We start from the raw sequence: 16574 nt of genomic DNA on the forward strand, positions 1-16574 counted from the left end.
ACTGACCACGTTGGGGGCAACCTGATGTATCGGAGATTTCGTGCGTAGAACCACAAAGGGCGCCCTGGCGATAGGCATCGGCGTTGCGCTCGCCGGTGGACTGGCCGTCACAGCGGGCGCATCCCCCCTCCCCGCCTTCGATTCGGACTCCCCCTCCCCCGCGTCCTCTCCCGCGACGCAGTCGGCGCAGGCCGCCGGTGCGGCGAAGAAGAAGGTCGAGGTCCGCGAGGACTTCAACGGCGACGGCTACAACGATCTCGCCATCGGCGCCCCCGAGGGCAACGGCAAGGCGGGTTACGTCGCCGTCGTCTACGGGTCGGCCAACGGCCTGGACACCAAAACCCGTACCGTCATCGACCAGGACACCGAGGGTGTGCCCGGTACCGCCGAGGAGGGCAACCGTTTCGGGAGCAAGCTGGTCGCCCGTGACCTGGACGGCGACGGTGTGACCGACCTCGCCGTGCAGGCCCAGAGCGCGGGCGGAAGCGCGCTGACCGTGCTGTGGGGTGCGAAGGGCGAGGGCGTCACCGGCAAGGACGCCGTGCGGCACGCCGATGTCGAGGAGCCGGTCGGCGGCGACTTCGACGGCGACGGCAAGAGCGACCTGTTCGTCGCGGACAACGGCGCGGGGGACAGCAAGCTCCTGCGCGGCCCGTTCAGCCGCGACGGCAAGCCGGCCGCCGAGCAGAGCGTGGACCTGTCCGACGGCGACGCCGAGGTCTACCAGCTGATGGCGGGCGACGTGACGGGCGACGGCGCCGACGATCTGGTCGTGGCCCGTGCCATGGAGGAGAGTTCACGCCCCGGCGCCTTCTTCAAGGGCGGCAAGAGCGGCCTGACGAAGGTGAACGACAAGGCACCGGAGGCCCAGAACGGCGCCATCGGCGACTTCGACGGTGACGGCTTCGGCGACCTTGCCTACCGCGTGCCGCTGGGCGGCGTCATCGAGGGCCCCTGGTCCGAGCCGGGCAGCGTCAAGGTCGTCTACGGGACGGCGAAGGGTCTCGGTACCCGTACCGCCACGTTCACCCAGGCGACCTCGGGCGTTCCCGGCGCCAACGAGGAAGGCGACATCTTCGGCACCTCGCTGGCCGCCGGTGATGCCAACGGCGACGGCTACGACGACCTGGCGGCCGGAGTGCCCGGCGAGGCGATCGGCACCAAGGACAAGGCGGGCTCAGCCGTCCTGCTCAAGGGCTCCAAGAAGGGCCTGAGCGGCGCAGGCGCGCAGGCGTTCAGCCAGGACACCACGGGCGTGCCCGGCGTCGCTGAGGCCGGCGACCTGTTCGGTACCAACATGCGGCTGCTGGACACCAACGGCGACAAGAAGGCCGATCTGGCCGTCTCGGCGCCCGGCGAGAACAACTACAACGGCGCCGTCTGGTCGGTCCCCGGCGCCACGGCCGGCCTCGACCCGGCCAAGTCCACGTCCTTCTCCCCCGAGGACCTGAACGCGTCCCCCGACGGCGCCACCTTCGGCTCCGTCTTCAACAACTCCGCCACCTCCCCCCTGTGGGGCATCGTGGACCGCTGATCCCCCGCACCTTCACGGCCGTTCCCCTTCGCTGCCGTTCCCCGCGCCTCGTAAGGGGCGCGGGGAACGGTGACCATGGACCGCGGCTCCGCCGCGTCGGGCGCGACGCTCCATGGGACACCCTCGGGCCACGGGTCCCTCGCCCATAGGGCGCCCTCTCCATGGGGCGCCCTATGGGCGGGCGGGCCCTACGCCAGCGAGGCGGCCAACCCCTCCAGCAGATCCATCTGCTGCTGCATCCCGTGCTCCATTCCCGCGTCGATCATCGCGTCCCGGCTCTCCTTGTTCGGCATCACAGAGAGCAGGGTGAGCGCGGTACGCCCCTCGCCCGCGTCGGCGAACTCAGTGGTGACCAGTGCGGGCTGCTCGCCCTCGGAGGGGCCCAGCTCGAACACCTCGGTGTTCACGAGCCGTTCGTCCGGAACGATCTCCTGGAACTCACCATGGAAGGCGATGGCCTCGCCGCCGTTGGTGTTCATCACATACCGCCACTGTCCGCCGACCCGCAGGTCGATCTCGACGGACGTCATCGTGCCCTGCTGTCCGGCCCACCAGCGTTTGACCAGGTCGGGAGTGGTCCACGCACGGTAGACGAGGTGCCGGGGCGCCTCGAACTCCCGCGTGATGAGGACCTGTTCGTCGGCGGGAAACGTCACCTTCGCCGTTCCGCTAGTACCCATGACCCCGTTCTCCTTCCGCGCCCCGCGCGTCATCTGCGTGCTGCTCGTCCTTGCGGTCATCCCGTACGACGTCGTCACGTACGACGTCGTCACGTATGGCCTCGTTACGTACGGCGTCGTCACGTATGGCGTCGTCCAATACGGCGTCGAGCGCGTCGAACCGCTCCGACCAGAAGCTTTCGTACGCGCTGATCCAGTCGTGTATGGGCTTGAGTGCCTGCCCGTTGAGGTGGTAGAGCCGCTGCCGCCCGTGCTCCCGTACGTCCACGACGCCCACTTCACGCAGCACGCGCAGGTGCTTCGACACCTGTGGCTGCGCGATCCCCAGCAGGCGCGTCAGCTCTCCCACGGATCGCTCCCCCTCGGCGAGGGCGTCCAGGATCTCGCGCCGTCTGACTTCGGCTATCGCGTTGAAGGCGTCCGCCGTGGTCGCTGTCCGTGCCATGACGCCATCGTATTCCCATATCGGAATACATCAAGTGCTTCGGCGCTTCCGGACGACGACGGTGAACCAGCCCACGACCCCCGCGCCCGCATCAGCACCAGCGCCCACACCAGACACCAGACACCAGACACCAGGCACCAGGCGCCGTAAGGGGGTGAGCGTGCCGCGCGGCCCGCTTCAGGTCGCGGTCAGCACGTCCCACGCGGTCATCGCGGCGTCCACGACGCCCAGCAGTTCCTCGCGCGAGGCGCCGTCGCGAGCCTGGAGGGAGAGGCCGTAGAAGACGGTGGTGTAGTACGCGGCGAGCGCGGCCGTGTCCAGGCACTCGGGCAGGTCGCCCTCCTCGACGCCGCGGTCCATGCGGGCCCGCAGGGAGTTCTGGGTGTCACGCCTGTCCTGGGCGAGCAGTTCGCGTACGCCCTCGTTACCCGGTGCGCAGTTGGTCGCGGCGAGTACGACCATGCAGCCGTGCGGCTTGCCGGGGTCGGTGTAGACGACGGCGTTCCCCCGCAGTACGCCGTCGATGGACGCGCGCGCCGTGGCACCGTCGCGCAGCGCTGCGGTGGTGACGGAACCCTCCGTGCGCTGGTACAGCTCGACGGCCTCGCGGAAGAGGTCCTCCTTGGAGCCGAAGGCGGCGTAGAGGCTGGGCGGCCTGATGCCCATGGCCGCGGTGAGTTCGGCCATCGAGGTCGCCTCGTAGCCGCGTTCCCAGAACATCCACATGGCGCGACACAGCACCGCGTCGCGGTCGAAGCCCCGGGGCCGCCCACGTACTGCCATCGCCGAGCCCTTTCTTAGTGATCGTTACGGAAAGCTCTTGACGCCCGAGGATACTCCGTGCGCTACTTATTGAGTGGTCGCTACAAAAAGCGACCGCACCGAACGACCACACCGAACGGCCGCATTGGCGCCACCGTCCACGAGTGCCCACGTCTGCGCGGCCGGTACGTCGGCACGTCTGCGCGGCCGGTACGTCGGCACGTCAACGCAACGCGCGCACCGCATGCGCCGCGACATCAAGAGGAGACCCATGACTTCCACGCTCACCGACGCGGCAGCAACGCCCACCGCGAATCCGGCCGCCCCGCTCAGGGGCAAGACGGCCCTGGTCACCGGCGGCAGCCGGGGCATCGGCGCGGCCGTGGCCAAGCGGCTCGCGGCCGAAGGCGCCGATGTCGCGTTCACCTACCTCAGCGCGGAGAGCAGGGCCAAGGAAGTGGCCGGGGAGATCAGGTCGTTGGGCCGGAGCGCCGTGACGATCAAGGCTGACAGCGCGTCGGCGCAGGACGCGGAGCGCGCGGTGGACGAGGCGGCCGAGGCGTTCGGACGCCTGGACATCCTCGTCAACAACGCGGGCATCTTCCCCAACGGTCCACTGGACACCCTCACCGTCGAGGAGATCGACCGCACCCTCGCCATCCACGTACGCGGCACACTCGTCGCCTCCCAGGCCGCTGCCCGCCACATGGGCGAGGGCGGGCGCATCATCAGCATCGGCAGCAACCTCGCCGAACGGGTTCCGCACGCGGGCATCACGCTCTACGCCGCCTCCAAGTCGGCCCTCAGCGGCCTCACCCGGGGCCTGGCCCGCGACCTGGGCGCGCGCGGCATCACGGCGAACCTCGTGCACCCCGGCTCGACGGACACCGAGATGAACCCGGCCGACAGCGGCGAACCTGCCGAAGCGCAGCGCGCGTTGACCGCGCTGGGCCGCTACGGCACGGCCGAGGGCATCGCCGCCACGGTCGCCCACCTCGCGGGCGAGGGTGGCCGCCACACCACCGGAGCGGCCTTCACCGTGGACTCGGGCGCCAACGCGTGAGCCGTACCGCTTCGCCGGAGGGCTGGCCTCTCACGGGAGGACCGGCCTCTGGTGAGGCACTGGCTTCCACGGGGGCCGACCTCTCGCGGGAAGGCTGACCTCCCATGAGGGACTCACCTCCCATAAGGCCGACCCCGCGCAGGAGGGGCCAACCTCCCATGGGGGACTGACCTCCCATAGGGCCGACCCCGCAGGGGAAGACTGACCTCCCATAGGGCCGACCCCGCAGGGGAAGACTGACCTCCCATAGGGCGGCCCCGCACGGAGGGCGGCCTCCCACAGGGCCGGCCTCCCCCGGAGAGCCGGCGGCGTCGTAGGGGGCGAACTGGCGGCGGGCCCACGGCGAGCGCGCCGCCTCATCCCAGGAGCGCGGTGTCCTCGGGGGGCAGCCAGGAGTCCCGGGGGCGGGTCAGCCACCCGTCCGCCTCGCCCAGCCGCAGCGCCGTATCCAGCACGGCGTCCAAGCCCGTGTGCCGTAGTCCTCTGCGCCACACCACGGAGACAGGGGCGAGCGGAACGGGGTCCGTGAGGGGCCGCAGGACCATGCCCTCGACGCCGATGAAGACCGAGGTGGCCAGCACGCACCAGCGCCTCCCCCGCACGACGCGGGCGAACTCGCGCTCGCCCTCGATCTTCGGGAAGGGCTCGGCCAGTTGGACACCGCGCCCGGCGAAGAGTGAGCGCGCGTAGGCGGTCCACTCGGTGGTGTCGGGGTTCCCGGCGCCGGCGTAGAGGGTCTCGCCCGCGAGTTCGGCGAGCGGCACCCGCTCATGCGCGGCCAGGGGATGCTCGGCGGGGAGCAGCACCGCCACCGGCTCGTAGCGTACGAGCCGGTGGCCGAGCCCGGACAGCAGCGTGCGGGGCAGCCCCGCCGCGCGCCCGAACGAGAGGTCGAGCCGCCCCGCGAGGATGTCGGCCGCCGCACCCGCGAGCCCGCTGTAGTAGCGGGCCACGAACTCGACGGAGGGCGCCGCCTCGCGTGCCGCGTCCAGTACCCGCTGCCCGGTGGAACCCGGTGCAGCCGCGTCGACGGCGAGCGGCCGGTCGCCCGCGCCGCCGAAGGCGCGGGACAGTTCGTCGTAGGCGGCGAGCACCCTGCGTGCGTACGGGAGCAGGCGTTCGCCCTCCGGGGTGAGCGCCACGGCGCGCGTACTGCGTACGAACAGGACGGCTCCCACCTCCCGTTCGAGCGAACGCACATCGCGGCTGAGCGCCTGCTGCGCGACATACAACCGCGAGGCCGCCCGCGTGAAGTGCAGCTCCTCCGCCACGGCGACGAAGGCGCGCAGCAGACGGGGGGCGGGTTCACTCGGCATCGCGCGACCCTAACCGCAACGCCGCGGCAGAGGGCAGTGCTTTACGCGACGTGGGCCGACGCCCTCCCCGACGCCCCCGCCCCCTTCCCCCAACTCACCTTCTGCGCCGGCCACTTCGCACTCACGACACGGATGCGCACTCACAACACAGATGCGTGAAAGCGCTCCAACAGGTGTTGGACCGGCGCTGCCCGGCACGGCGACGCTTGCCCGCATGCCGCAACCGGACCCCGCCCCCGCCGAAGCCGCCGCTTCCGCCCCAGCGCCCGTCTCCCCCTCTGCCAGACGCAACCCGTACGCCCGTCTCTTCACCCACCCCGGCACGGTCGCCTTCACGCTCGGCAACCTCCTGGCCCGCCTGCCCATGGGCATGTTCACGGTCAGCGCCGTCATCATGATCGCGGGTTCCCGCGGCTCCTACGCGCTCGCGGGCGGCGTCACCGCCGCCGGGCTGGCCTCGACCGCGCTCGTCGCGCCGCTGATCGCGCGGCTGGTCGACCGGCACGGGCAGGCCCGCGTCGCGCGCCCCGCCACCCTCGTCGCGCTGCTCGGCTCGCTCTCCCTCGTGCTCTGCGTCCGGACGGGAGCCGCTGACTGGACCCTGTTCGCTTCCTACGCCGCGACGGCGACGACCCCCAACACCGGAGGCATGTCCCGCGCCCGCTGGGCCCACCTGTTCCGGGACGACCCGGCGGCACGCCATACGGCGAACTCCTTCGAACAGGCGGCGGACGAGCTGTGCTTCATGCTCGGCCCCGTCCTCGCGGCGCTCCTGTGCACCGCGCTCTTCCCCGAGGCCGGAACCCTCACCGGCTGCGTCCTGCTGCTGACCGGCATGGTCCTGTTCACCGGACAGCGCGCGACCGAGCCACCGGTCCTCCACAAGGACACGGTCCGTGCGCCCGCGCCGCTGCGACTGCCCGGGATACCGCCGCTGCTGCTCACCTTCCTCGCCACAGGGGCCATATTCGGCTCGCTGGAAGTGGTGACCCTCGCCTACGCGGACGGACAGGGCCACCGGGCAGCCGCCGGTGTCGTGCTCGCCTTCCAGGCGGCCGGGTCCGCCGTGGCGGGGCTGGCGTTCGGCGCCCTGCGTCCCCGAGGCTCCGACCGGCGCCGCTTCCTGCTGTGCGTCTGCGCGATGGCCGTCATGGCGACGCTGCCGCTGCTCGCCTCGCACACCGGAAGCCTGGCAGTACTGGCCGCCGCACTGCTGGTCGCGGGCATGGCGACGGCCCCGACGATGGTCACCGGCATGACCCTCGTCCAGCGCGTCACCCCGGCCTCCCGCCTCAACGAGGGCATGACGCTCGCCGTCACCGCGCTCCTCGGCGGCATCGCGGCGGGTTCGGCGACGGGCGGCTGGGCCGTGGAACGCCTCGGCGCCGGCGGCTGGGCCTACACGGTCCCCGCAGCCGCCGCGACCCTCGCCGCACTGCTCGCCGTACGTGTCGCCCTCACCCGCACGGGCAAGGACGAGCGGCGGCTCACACGGGCGGTGAGTAGTGCTGGGGCCAGTCCCGCTCCTCCGGCAGCGGAAGGTTCCGCGCGGGTGTCTCGACAGGGGGCGCTTCCGGAGCGCGCAGCCCCCGCGCCCTCTCCCAGCCCGCCTTCGCCCGCGGGTGGTAGCGGCGCGAACGCGGAACGAGCTTCCAGCCCCAGTGAATAGCCCGCCCCACCCTGCGCAGCCTGCGTTCGTCACGCACCGTCCACACGTACCCGAGCCTGCGGCGTACGGCGGGCGGGAAGAAGCCCACCGTGAACCACACCGAGAACCGCGCCTGCGGCCCTCGTACCCGCCGCCACACCGCGTCGGGCAGCAGCCGCAGCGCGGGCGGCTTGGCGAGCAGCGTCAGATCGAGCACGTCCCGCGTCGGCTGGTTGTCCTCCAGCACCTCGGCCGCCATCCGCTCCCAGTACGCCTGGAAGTCCTCCCAGCTCTCCGGTACGGGCCGCATGCTCATGCCGTACATCCGCCACCACCGCACGTGTTCGTCGAAGAGGCGGCGCTTGTCGGCCTCGCTCAGTCCGGGGCCCAGCCGGTCGGCGACGAGCAGCGTGAGAACGAAGAACGTCGCGTGCGCCCAGTAGAACGTGTCCGGGTCGAGCGCGTGGTACGGGCGGCCCCGCGCGTCAACTCCCTTGATTCCGTTGTGGTATCCGCGCACCTGGCGGGCCGTCTCCTCGGCTCCCGGGCCGTCGTAGACGACGCCGCCGATGGGATACAGCGAACGGAAGAGGCGCTCCCAGCGCTCCTCGAAGAACCGCGAGTGCTCGGCCACCCCCGCACCCAGCTGCGGATGCATGTTCTGCATCGCGCCCGCCCAGGGCGCCAGCAGCACGCCCCGCCAGTCTCCGAAGTAACGCCACGTCAGTGTGCCGGGTCCCAGCGGCTCAGGCATCGCGTGCTCCTTCCCTGCTGACCGCAGGGTAGATGCACAGGCTCACGATTTCTGCCCCCGGCCCCGACCCCGGCCGCGGCCCCGGAGCAGACCCGGCGCACTCGTACGACGGCTGCACGAGGTCACACCGGTCGAGCACCGGCACAGCGCGCCAGCAAACGCGTTCAGCAAACGCCGGCGAAACCGCTCAGCCGCCGCCTCCGCCACTGGAGGCGACCGCCGCGTTCCGTGCGTCCAGGGCCTTCTTCAGTGCGGGTCCCGCGGGCCCGGCCGCTGCCGTCAGCTCCTTCAGGCGGTGCCTGTGCTGGTGGCGGTCGCGCCAGGTGACCAGGGGAGAGAGCTTGCCCAGCGCTGCCATGGCGGTGAGCGCCGCCTGCCGGGGCTCCACCTGGGAGACCGGGACGTCGCCGCACAGGATCCCGGCGGCCTGGGCCCGCAGCCGCTGCGGCAGCTCGCGGTCCCGGGCACGCACCCGCCTGGGGCGCAGCGTCCTGCGCTCGACGGAGATGAGCCCGGCGCTCTCCAGTGCGCTCTCCAGCGCGTCGAGCGTCTGCCGCCGCTCCTTGGCGACGAGCGTCTTCCAGCGCCGGGGGCGCGGCTGTGCCGCGATGCCACGCAGGACACCGTCGAGGAACGCGTCGCCCGTGCGCCGGTCGCGTGCCCTGGCCTTTCCGCCGTCGTCACGCAGGCAGTCCTGGATCTCCAACTCGGCCAGCGCGGCGGCCCGTACGACATAGCCGAGCGAATCGCGGCCGGTCACCTTCTCCTTCTCCGGATCGCACGCGAGGAGGAAGAGCTGTGCCGGCAGGCTCTCGGTGACGCTACGCATGGGGACCATCAGAGCACATGATCGAAGAGCGGCGGGAGGTGTCCCGGAACAAGCGAGAGCCCCCGACCTGTCGTCCTGCTGACAGTTCGGGGGCTCTCGCCCACATGGGATGTTCTGTGGAGATGGCGGGAATCGAACCCGCGTCCAACGAAGTGGAAGAAGGGCTTCTCCGAGCGCAGTCCGCTGCGATTTTCTCAGCCCCGGAGATCTCACGGACAAGTCTCCGACGGGCTCAGTCACTGTTTGATGTCCCGGCAGGTCCCGTGACCGGACCTACGCGGTGAGTTCCCTAGCTGATGCCAGTGACCGGGATGGGAACAACCCCGGGCTGACACTTCGCAGTCGCTACTTAGGCAGCGAGGGCGAAGGAATCGCGCTTGGTGTTGGCGATTATTTTTTTGCGGCACATGGTTAACGAGATCATTGCCGCGTTCCTCGGCTCGCTTCACCTGCTTCGACGTTCGCTGTCGAAACCGATCATCCCCATGTTGAGTTAACAATCCACAACGCCCTCTCGGGCGGCGCTTCGACCATGGTACGTGACCGGGTCGCACACATGCCAACCTTTTAGCCGACCCGTATATTCCCGGCCTCCCGGCCGCTACCGGGCTGCCCAGGCCGTCGTCTAGCCGACCGTCCCGCGCTGCCTGCGCTTGACGGCCGAAATGACGCGATCCGCCTCCTTGCGGTCCTGCCGCTCCCTCAGCGTCTGCCGTTTGTCGTACTCCTTCTTGCCCTTGGCCAGCGCGATCTCGACCTTGGCCTTGCCACGGTAGAAGTACAGCTGGAGCGGGACGAGGGTGTGCCCGGACTCCTGCGTCTTGCCGATCAGCTTGTCGATCTCGACGCGGTGCAGCAGCAGCTTCCGCTTACGCCGGGCCGCGTGGTTGGTCCACGTGCCCTGCGCGTACTCGGGGATGTGCACATTGTGCAGCCAGACCTCGGCCCCCTCGATCTGCGCGAAGCCGTCCACCAGGGAGGCGCGGCCCTGTCGCAGGGACTTGACCTCGGTGCCCGTGAGCACGATGCCGCACTCGAACGTGTCGAGGATGACGTAGTCGTGCCGGGCCTTCTTGTTCTGCGCGATGAGCTTGCGGACGTCCTTGCCGTCCGTCGCCTTCGCCTTGGTCCGTGTCGTCTTCATCTTCGCCATAGCCAGGCCAATGTTCCCTTACGACCGGGCCTCAAGGCCACTCAATACCGTGCGCGCCCGCTCGGTCGCCCCCTCCCGCGAGTCAACGGGCAGATCCGGGGCCAGCCCCTGCCCCTCCACCTCGCGACCCGACGGAGTCGTGTAGTGACCGACGGTCAGCTCGGCGACCGAGCCGTCCGGCTGTCTGGTGGGCACCTGCACCGAGCCCTTGCCGAAGGTGCGCGAACCGACGACGACAGCGCGCCCTCTGTCCTGGAGCGCCCCGGTGAGCAGTTCGGCGGCGCTCATCGTGCCGCCGTCCACCAGCACCACGACGGGCCGCCCCGTCTCGGCCGCTGATCCGGCTGCCCCCGTGCCGCTCCCGCTCTTCTTGGCGTACAGCGCGCGCTGGGTGCCGTTGTCGTCGTACGTCGCGACCAGACCACCGTCCAGGAAGGCCGAGGCGGCCGTGACGGCCTCGTCCACCAGGCCGCCCGCGTTCCCGCGCAGATCGAGAAGGATGCCGGCGCCCGGTGGCACCTCGCGCTCCACCGCCTCGCGCACCCGCTCCCCCGAGCCCCGGGTGAAGGAGGACACCTTGATCCGGCTCACGCCGTCGTCGAGCCTGTCGACGGTGACGGTCTCGGTGTCCAGCCGTGCGCGCCGCAGCACGGTGTGCCACGTCGGCGGGTCTCCGGCGCCGCTCCCGGGACGGCTGAGGTCGAGCGCGACCCGCGTACCCGGCTCGGCCGCGCCGGGGGAGCCGGGCTCGGAGCCGCGCAGCATCGTGACGACATCGGTGACCGGCACCCCCGTCACCCGCCTGCCGTCCACGGTGCGCAGCCTGTCACCCGTACGGATTCCGGCACGGGCCGCGGGGCTGCCGGGCTGCACCCTGTCCACCTCGACGGCCGGTCCGGGCGCCGACCGCGTGCCCTTCCCCTTCGTACGGTTCCGGCCCTCCGTACGGCGCTTCCCCTCGGCGCGAACCTGGCGTACGGAGATGCCCACGCCGACGTACGAACCGTCCAGCGCCTGCTGGAGTCCCTCGTACTCACGCGCCGAATAGGCCGCCGACCAGCGGTCACCGCTGCGGCTGACGAGCGTGTCGGCGGCGTCGCCCGCCTTCCCCGACCTTCCCGCCTGCGCGTGCGGATCGCCGGAGCCCTTGGCATCGGTTTCCGTCCGCGAGGCGTCGCTCGTCGCGGCGCGGGACGAGGACGCCTGACGCGTCTCGGGAGAACGGGAGCCCAGGTGGCGCGGCTCGCCACCGAAGGTTCCCGTGGCGGCACCGGTCGCCAGAAGGCTCGCGAAGACCAATGTCAGGGCCGCTCCGCGCCGCAGACGACGAGGAGGAGGTGCGGAGAACCACGAGCCCTGCATGGTCCGGAGTGTAGGCCAGACGCGGTCGCCGTATGGGGCGTTGGCCCTACGGCGACCGCGTCCTGTCTCACACCTTCAGGTACTTGCGCAGCGTGAAGAAGGCCGCAATCGCAGGCATCAGCACCCCGACGGCGATGATGAACGGCAGCACCCTCACCACGGCGTCCCAGCCGATGAAGTTGATGAGGACGATCTTCTCCTGCAGCCAGTTGTTGATCAGGAAGTACTTGCCGCCGACCAGGAGTACGCACGCGAACCCGGCGCCGATCAGCCCCGCGATGGCGGCCTCCAGGATGAACGGCATCTGGATGTAGAAGCTGGACGCGCCCACCAGGCGCATGATTCCGGTCTCTCTCCGCCTGCTGAACGCCGAGACCCGCACGGTGTTGACGATCAGCAACAGCGCAACGACCAGCATCAGCGCCATCACACACAGCGCCGCGATGTTCATGCCGTTGAGCAGATTGAAGAGGTTCTCCAGCAGACTTCGCTGGTCCTGTACCTCCTGCACGCCCTGTCTGCCGGAGAAGGCCGTCTGCAGCACCTGGTACTTGGTCGGGTCCTTCAGCTTGACCCGGTAGGACTCCTGCATCTGGTCCGGCGTCAGCGAGTCGGCCAGGGGCGAGTCCTTGAACTGCTCCTTGTAGTGCTTGTACGCGGCGTCGGACGACTCGTAGTAGACCTTGTCGACCACGTCGAGCTTGCCGAGATCGGTCTTGATCTCCTGCTTCTGCTGCTCGGTGACCGCGCCCTTGGCGCAGTTGGGGTCGGAGGCGGCGTCGTTCTTGTTGCACAGATAGATGGAGACCTGGACCTTGTCGTACCAGAACCCCTTCATGGTGCTCACCTGCTCGCGCGCGAGCAGGGAGCCGCCCGCCAACGCGAGCGAGAGGGCGACCGAGACGATCACCGCGAAGGTCATCGTGAGATTGCGTCGGAGACCGACGCCGATCTCCGACAGGACGAACTGGGCGCGCATGGCGTCCTTTCTGCACAAGGGGATGGGTCACACGCCACGCTCGGCATGACGGTCAGGTTCAGCGTGTACGGCTCAGTGCTGATAGCCGTAGACGCCACGCGACTGGTCACGCACAAGGCGGCCCATCTCCAGCTCGACGACGCGCTTACGCATCTGGTCGACGATCTGCTGGTCGTGTGTGGCCATCACGACCGTTGTCCCGGTGCGGTTGATGCGGTCGAGCAGTTTCATGATGCCGACGGAGGTCTGCGGGTCGAGGTTGCCCGTCGGCTCGTCGGCGATCAGCAGCATGGGCCGGTTCGCGAACGCCCGCGCGATGGCCACGCGCTGCTGCTCACCGCCGGAGAGTTCACCCGGCATCCGGCCTTCCTTGCCGCCGAGGCCCACGAGGTCGAGCACCTCGGGCACGGTCTTGCGGATCTGTGCCCGCGACTTGCCGATGACCTCCAGCGCGAACGCGACGTTCTCGCCGACGTTCTTGTTGCCCAGCAGCCGGAAGTCCTGGAAGACGGTGCCCAGCTGGCGCCGCATGTGCGGCACCTTCCAGTTGGACAGGCGTGCCAGGTCCTTACCCAGGACGTGCACCTGACCGTGGCTGGTGCGCTCCTCACGGAGGATCAGCCGGAGAAAGGTGGACTTGCCGGAACCGGAAGAGCCCACCAAGAAGACGAACTCGCCGCGTTCGATCTCCAGCGAGACATCGCGGAGCGCCGGACGGTTCTGCTTGGGATAGGACTTGGAGACGCTGTCGAATCGGATCACGGATACACCACGTCGACCTGGGTAGGGGCAACGGAAGCCGCGGTGCGGCCCCCTGGGGGCACCTCCCAGCGTGAGCTGGGGAAGCGGTGTGGGCGACCATACGCGAAGCGGGGTGTGCCGCGCAGGCGGGCTCGTCTCTTGGTCCGGTGTCGGTAGGTTTATTCACCACCGCCTTGGCATGAACCAGACGCCCGCACCGTCGGGGCTCATCCACGGCATTCCGCCCACCAGGCCGTTTCTGCGGGACGCCGGGTCACCTGGCATGGTGGAAGAAAGCACCCATGGGGAACGCATCACTCCCGGGTGGCGTTGGCGCGACTGAGGAGGAGATCGCATGACATGCGACCGACTGGTGTGTGCCAACTGCGCCGGCCCCGTCAGTGAGGGCCGGTGCGCCGTCTGCCGCGCGGAGCGTGCCCGTCAGCACCGGGAGACGCCGTTCGCGGGCCTGTCCCCTGTCGCGCTGCTGACACTGCTGCTGACGCTGATCGCCGTCGCGCTGCTCGCTGAGCGGGTTACTGCGGCTTGAGCGGGCACTTGGCGTGGGGCCGCCGCCGGTTTGGGCGGTGACGCGGCTCGGGCCATCGCCCGGCTTGCGCCGTCACTCCATGTGAGTTCGGGTGAGCTGAGAGTCCGGGTGGGCTGAGAGTCCGGAACTGGGAGTCGGAAAGGCCGGAGGGCCGGGAACAGTTGGTGTTCCCGGCCCTCCGCGCTATGTGGTTGGCACGCTGCGCGCTGTGACTGCCGCGCTCGCGTGGGTGCGCGTGTGTGCGCGTGTGACCGGCCTGTCAGGCGGCCGTACGGCGGTTGAGCGCGCGCGGCATCAGGCGGAAGCCGATACCACCGGCGATCATCGTCGCTGCGCCGACCAGCAGGAAGGTCGTCTCGGCCGAGCCGGTCTCCGCCAGCTCGTCCTGCGGGGCCTGCGGCTTCGCCTCCTTGACGGGCTGGCTTCCCGCGCTGTCCGGGTTGGTGCCGCCCTCGCAGTTCACGCTGGAGTCGTCCAGCTCGCAGGTGTCGTCGTCGCCACCGCCGGAGCCGCCGATGGTCGCGGGCTCCTCGCCGCCACCGCCGTTGCCGCCGCCGGTGTTGCCGGAACCGCCGTTGTTGCCGCTGCCGCCGGTGTTGCCGGAACCGCCGTTGCCGTTGCCGCCGTTGTTGGCAGCACCGCCGTCGTTGCCACCGTCTGCGGCACCGCCGTCGTTGCCGCCATCCGCGGCACCGCCGTCGTTGCCGCCATCCGCGGCGCCACCGTCGTTGCCACCGTCTGCGGCACCGCCGTCGTTGCCGCCATCAGCGGCACCGCCGTCGTCACCGCCCGTCGCGGTTCCGCCGATGCCGCCATCGTCACCGCCGATACCGCCGTCGTCACCGCCGATGCCGCCGTCGTCACCGCCGATGCCGCCGTCGTCGCCACCGATGCCGCCGTCGTCGCCACCGGTGTCGCTACCGCCGTCGTCACCGCCGCCGAGCAGCCCACCGAGGATGCCCGGGTCTTCGTCCTGGGCGTCCTTCGTGGAGATTTCGTTGCTCTTTGTGTCAGTGTCGCCCAGGCCGGCGGCCTGGGCGGCTCCCGCGGCCGTCAGCGAGGCGCCGGCGGCGAAAACCGCGCCGGCCGCTATTCGCGCAACTCTCAGCCGCGTCTTGGAATTGGTCATCTGCCAACTACCCCCAGTAGCCATACATCGTCAAAGGAGCAGCGCTGCGCGGGGCGCGACCGCACCGGGCTTCCCATCGAGGCGAACTCGTTCCACACCCCGGGCTGCCGCCGTCTTCACCGGGGCGATCCTCCGCCCCGTACGTGCGCTCCTGACACAGGCATGCCGAGCGAACAGCTTTCCCCAGCCCTCACACGTCCGTCAAGCGAGGCCCGTGTGAAATGTCCGCTCGGCACCGGGAGTTCACGTGCGAGGGCTCAGCTTGCGGCCTGCTCCTGCTGCTTACGCCAGCGGATACCGGCGTCCAGGAACCCGTCGATGTCGCCGTCGAGAACGCCCTGCGGGTTGCCGACTTCGTGGTCGGTACGCAGGTCCTTGACCATCTGGTACGGGTGCAGCACGTACGAACGCATCTGGCTGCCCCAGGAGTTGCCGCCGTCGCCCTTGAGCGCGTCCATCTTGGCCTGCTCCTCCTGGCGACGGTATGCCAGGAGCCTCGACTGCATGACGCGCATCGCGGCGGCGCGGTTCTGGATCTGCGACTTCTCGTTCTGACAGGAGACGACGATCCCTGTCGGCAAGTGCGTCATCCGCACCGCTGAGTCGGTGGTGTTCACCGACTGGCCGCCAGGGCCCGAGGAGCGGAACACGTCGATCCGCAGCTCGTTCTCGGGGATGTCGATGTGGTCGACCTGCTCCACGACGGGCAGGACCTCGACGCCGGCGAACGAGGTCTGGCGGCGGCCCTGGTTGTCGAAGGGCGAGATCCGCACCATGCGGTGCGTGCCCTGCTCGACGGAGAGCGTGCCGTACGCGTACGGCGCCTTCACCGTGAAGGTCGCGGACTTGATGCCCGCCTCCTCCGCGTACGAGGTGTCGAAGACCTCGGTCGGGTAACCGCGGCGCTCCGCCCAGCGCAGGTACATGCGCATCAACTGCTCGGCGAAGTCGGCGGCGTCGACGCCGCCTGCCTCGGCGCGGACGCTGACGACCGCCTCACGGGGGTCGTACTCGCCCGACAGGAGCGTGCGGACTTCCAGCTCGTCGACGACCTTGCGGATCGAGTTGAGTTCGGTCTCCGCCTCGGTGCGGGCGTCGGCGTCGTCCTCGCTCTCGGCCAGCTCGAACAGCACGCCGACGTCGTCGATGCGCGAACGCAGCTCTTCCGCCCTGCGGAGCTGGCCCTGGAGGTAGGACAGCTTACTGGTGATCTTCTGTGCGTTCTCTACGTCGTCCCACAGGTCCGGGGCCGCCGCCTGGTCCTCCAGTGCGGCGATGTCGGACCGCATCTTGTCCAGGTCAAGGACGGCCTCGATCGACTCCATGGTGGAGGAGAGGGACTTCAGCTCTTCGGATACATCGACGACTGCCACGCTCCCCAGCGTAACGGTATGCCGTCGTGGTCTTGGTTGGGCGGAGCTGTGAGGGTGCCCTCGCTGGCTCTGTGCGGGCTTCCGCCCGTGCCCCTTGTTGTGGTTCCTGTGGTTTGAAGCCCGTTCCCGTTCCTAATGGGGCTTCGCCCCTTTCCCCGTTGGCCTCGCCGGCCGGGCGTGGGGGGGGGGGGGGGGGGGGGGGGGGGGGGGGGGGGGGGGGGGGGGGGGGGGGGGGGGGGGGGGGGGGGGGGGGGCG

Annotated in this window: 15 protein-coding genes, 1 other RNA gene and 1 pseudogene; 4 read left to right on the forward strand and 13 right to left on the reverse strand. The window is 70.1% G+C overall.

The annotated features are described in order from the left end of the window. Positions 1-40 precede the first annotated feature (40 nt). Complete coding sequence (locus tag NMN56_RS30145) at positions 41-1534, forward strand: FG-GAP-like repeat-containing protein (RefSeq protein ID WP_274046003.1); 1494 nt, start codon at positions 41-43, stop codon at positions 1532-1534. 188 nt (positions 1535-1722) lie between these two features. Here the strand turns inward: NMN56_RS30145 and NMN56_RS30150 are convergent, their stop codons facing one another. From NMN56_RS30150 to NMN56_RS30160, 3 genes are all read right to left on the reverse strand, one after another. After that, positions 1723-2214 carry an SRPBCC family protein gene (locus NMN56_RS30150; protein WP_274046002.1) on the reverse strand — a complete coding sequence of 164 codons (492 nt, stop codon included), beginning with the start codon at positions 2212-2214 and terminating at the stop codon, positions 1723-1725. Further along, positions 2204-2659: an ArsR/SmtB family transcription factor gene (locus tag NMN56_RS30155; RefSeq protein ID WP_347178684.1), complete on the reverse strand. Its 456-nt coding sequence runs from the start codon at positions 2657-2659 to the stop codon at positions 2204-2206. The genes NMN56_RS30150 and NMN56_RS30155 overlap by 11 nt, the downstream gene beginning before the upstream one ends. Before the next feature lie 177 nt (positions 2660-2836). Next, positions 2837-3442, reverse strand: coding sequence for a TetR/AcrR family transcriptional regulator (locus NMN56_RS30160; protein ID WP_274046001.1), 606 nt, complete (start codon positions 3440-3442; stop codon positions 2837-2839). Between the two features lie 250 nt (positions 3443-3692). On the opposite strand from NMN56_RS30160, the gene NMN56_RS30165 reads away from it, so the two are divergent. Continuing rightward, entirely contained in the window at positions 3693-4484 is a 792-nt protein-coding gene (locus tag NMN56_RS30165) for an SDR family oxidoreductase (RefSeq protein WP_274046000.1), read from the forward strand. 356 nt (positions 4485-4840) lie between these two features. Here the strand turns inward: NMN56_RS30165 and NMN56_RS30170 are convergent, their stop codons facing one another. Next, a complete protein-coding gene (locus NMN56_RS30170; protein WP_283742522.1) occupies positions 4841-5800 on the reverse strand; it encodes a LysR family transcriptional regulator in 960 nt (319 codons plus the stop codon). Positions 5801-6014: 214 nt separating this feature from the next. Here NMN56_RS30170 and NMN56_RS30175 point away from each other — a divergent pair, with 214 nt between their 5' ends. Further along, the gene (locus tag NMN56_RS30175; protein WP_274045998.1) at positions 6015-7469 is read left to right on the forward strand and encodes an MFS transporter; all 1455 of its coding nucleotides are present in this window, start codon (positions 6015-6017) and stop codon (positions 7467-7469) included. Positions 7470-7518: 49 nt separating this feature from the next. Here the strand turns inward: NMN56_RS30175 and NMN56_RS30180 are convergent. The 7 genes and pseudogenes from NMN56_RS30180 to ftsE form a co-directional block, all read right to left on the reverse strand. Further along, positions 7519-8202 (reverse strand): annotated as a pseudogene (locus NMN56_RS30180) (oxygenase MpaB family protein); the annotation flags it as partial. A 187-nt stretch (positions 8203-8389) separates the two neighbouring features. Further along, positions 8390-9031, reverse strand: coding sequence for a GOLPH3/VPS74 family protein (locus tag NMN56_RS30185; RefSeq protein WP_274045997.1), 642 nt, complete (start codon positions 9029-9031; stop codon positions 8390-8392). Positions 9032-9145: 114 nt separating this feature from the next. Then, positions 9146-9516: a transfer-messenger RNA gene (gene ssrA / locus NMN56_RS30190) on the reverse strand. A 140-nt stretch (positions 9517-9656) separates the two neighbouring features. Then, entirely contained in the window at positions 9657-10175 is a 519-nt protein-coding gene (gene smpB / locus NMN56_RS30195; protein ID WP_430542746.1) for an SsrA-binding protein SmpB, read from the reverse strand. Positions 10176-10202: 27 nt separating this feature from the next. Then, positions 10203-11546, reverse strand: coding sequence for a S41 family peptidase (locus NMN56_RS30200; RefSeq protein WP_274045995.1), 1344 nt, complete (start codon positions 11544-11546; stop codon positions 10203-10205). A 67-nt stretch (positions 11547-11613) separates the two neighbouring features. Then, a complete protein-coding gene (ftsX, locus tag NMN56_RS30205; RefSeq protein WP_274046074.1) occupies positions 11614-12525 on the reverse strand; it encodes a permease-like cell division protein FtsX in 912 nt (303 codons plus the stop codon). A 72-nt stretch (positions 12526-12597) separates the two neighbouring features. Beyond that, positions 12598-13287, reverse strand: a complete 690-nt coding sequence (ftsE, locus tag NMN56_RS30210) for a cell division ATP-binding protein FtsE (RefSeq protein WP_274045994.1) — start codon at positions 13285-13287, stop codon at positions 12598-12600. A 334-nt stretch (positions 13288-13621) separates the two neighbouring features. Between ftsE and NMN56_RS30215 the strand changes: the two genes are divergently transcribed. After that, the gene (locus NMN56_RS30215) at positions 13622-13816 is read left to right on the forward strand and encodes a hypothetical protein (protein ID WP_274045993.1); all 195 of its coding nucleotides are present in this window, start codon (positions 13622-13624) and stop codon (positions 13814-13816) included. A 259-nt stretch (positions 13817-14075) separates the two neighbouring features. Here the strand turns inward: NMN56_RS30215 and NMN56_RS30220 are convergent, their stop codons facing one another. Next, a complete protein-coding gene (locus NMN56_RS30220; protein WP_280842886.1) occupies positions 14076-14945 on the reverse strand; it encodes a collagen-like protein in 870 nt (289 codons plus the stop codon). Positions 14946-15202: 257 nt separating this feature from the next. Next, positions 15203-16318 (reverse strand): peptide chain release factor 2, encoded by a 1116-nt coding sequence (prfB, locus tag NMN56_RS30225; RefSeq protein ID WP_274045991.1) that lies wholly within the window; start codon positions 16316-16318, stop codon positions 15203-15205. Between the last annotated feature and the right edge of the window lie 256 nt (positions 16319-16574).

Origin of the sequence: Streptomyces iconiensis (genome assembly GCF_028657195.3) — a bacterium.
GTDB lineage: Bacteria > Actinomycetota > Actinomycetes > Streptomycetales > Streptomycetaceae > Streptomyces > Streptomyces iconiensis.

What these genes read in the sequence shown, in the direction of transcription:
- NMN56_RS30175 (WP_274045998.1), top strand. Translation starts at nt 6,015, where the DNA reads ATGCCGCAACCGGACCCCGCCCCCGCCGAAGCCGCCGCTTCCGCCCCA.
- NMN56_RS30150 (WP_274046002.1), bottom strand. Translation starts at nt 2,214, where the DNA reads ATGGGTACTAGCGGAACGGCGAAGGTGACGTTTCCCGCCGACGAACAG.
- NMN56_RS30220 (WP_280842886.1), bottom strand. Translation starts at nt 14,945, where the DNA reads ATGACCAATTCCAAGACGCGGCTGAGAGTTGCGCGAATAGCGGCCGGC.
- NMN56_RS30200 (WP_274045995.1), bottom strand. Translation starts at nt 11,546, where the DNA reads ATGCAGGGCTCGTGGTTCTCCGCACCTCCTCCTCGTCGTCTGCGGCGC.
- NMN56_RS30155 (WP_347178684.1), bottom strand. Translation starts at nt 2,659, where the DNA reads ATGGCACGGACAGCGACCACGGCGGACGCCTTCAACGCGATAGCCGAA.
- NMN56_RS30185 (WP_274045997.1), bottom strand. Translation starts at nt 9,031, where the DNA reads ATGCGTAGCGTCACCGAGAGCCTGCCGGCACAGCTCTTCCTCCTCGCG.
- NMN56_RS30165 (WP_274046000.1), top strand. Translation starts at nt 3,693, where the DNA reads ATGACTTCCACGCTCACCGACGCGGCAGCAACGCCCACCGCGAATCCG.
- NMN56_RS30160 (WP_274046001.1), bottom strand. Translation starts at nt 3,442, where the DNA reads ATGGCAGTACGTGGGCGGCCCCGGGGCTTCGACCGCGACGCGGTGCTG.
- ftsX (WP_274046074.1), bottom strand. Translation starts at nt 12,525, where the DNA reads ATGCGCGCCCAGTTCGTCCTGTCGGAGATCGGCGTCGGTCTCCGACGC.
- NMN56_RS30215 (WP_274045993.1), top strand. Translation starts at nt 13,622, where the DNA reads ATGACATGCGACCGACTGGTGTGTGCCAACTGCGCCGGCCCCGTCAGT.
- smpB (WP_430542746.1), bottom strand. Translation starts at nt 10,175, where the DNA reads ATGAAGACGACACGGACCAAGGCGAAGGCGACGGACGGCAAGGACGTC.
- NMN56_RS30170 (WP_283742522.1), bottom strand. Translation starts at nt 5,800, where the DNA reads ATGCCGAGTGAACCCGCCCCCCGTCTGCTGCGCGCCTTCGTCGCCGTG.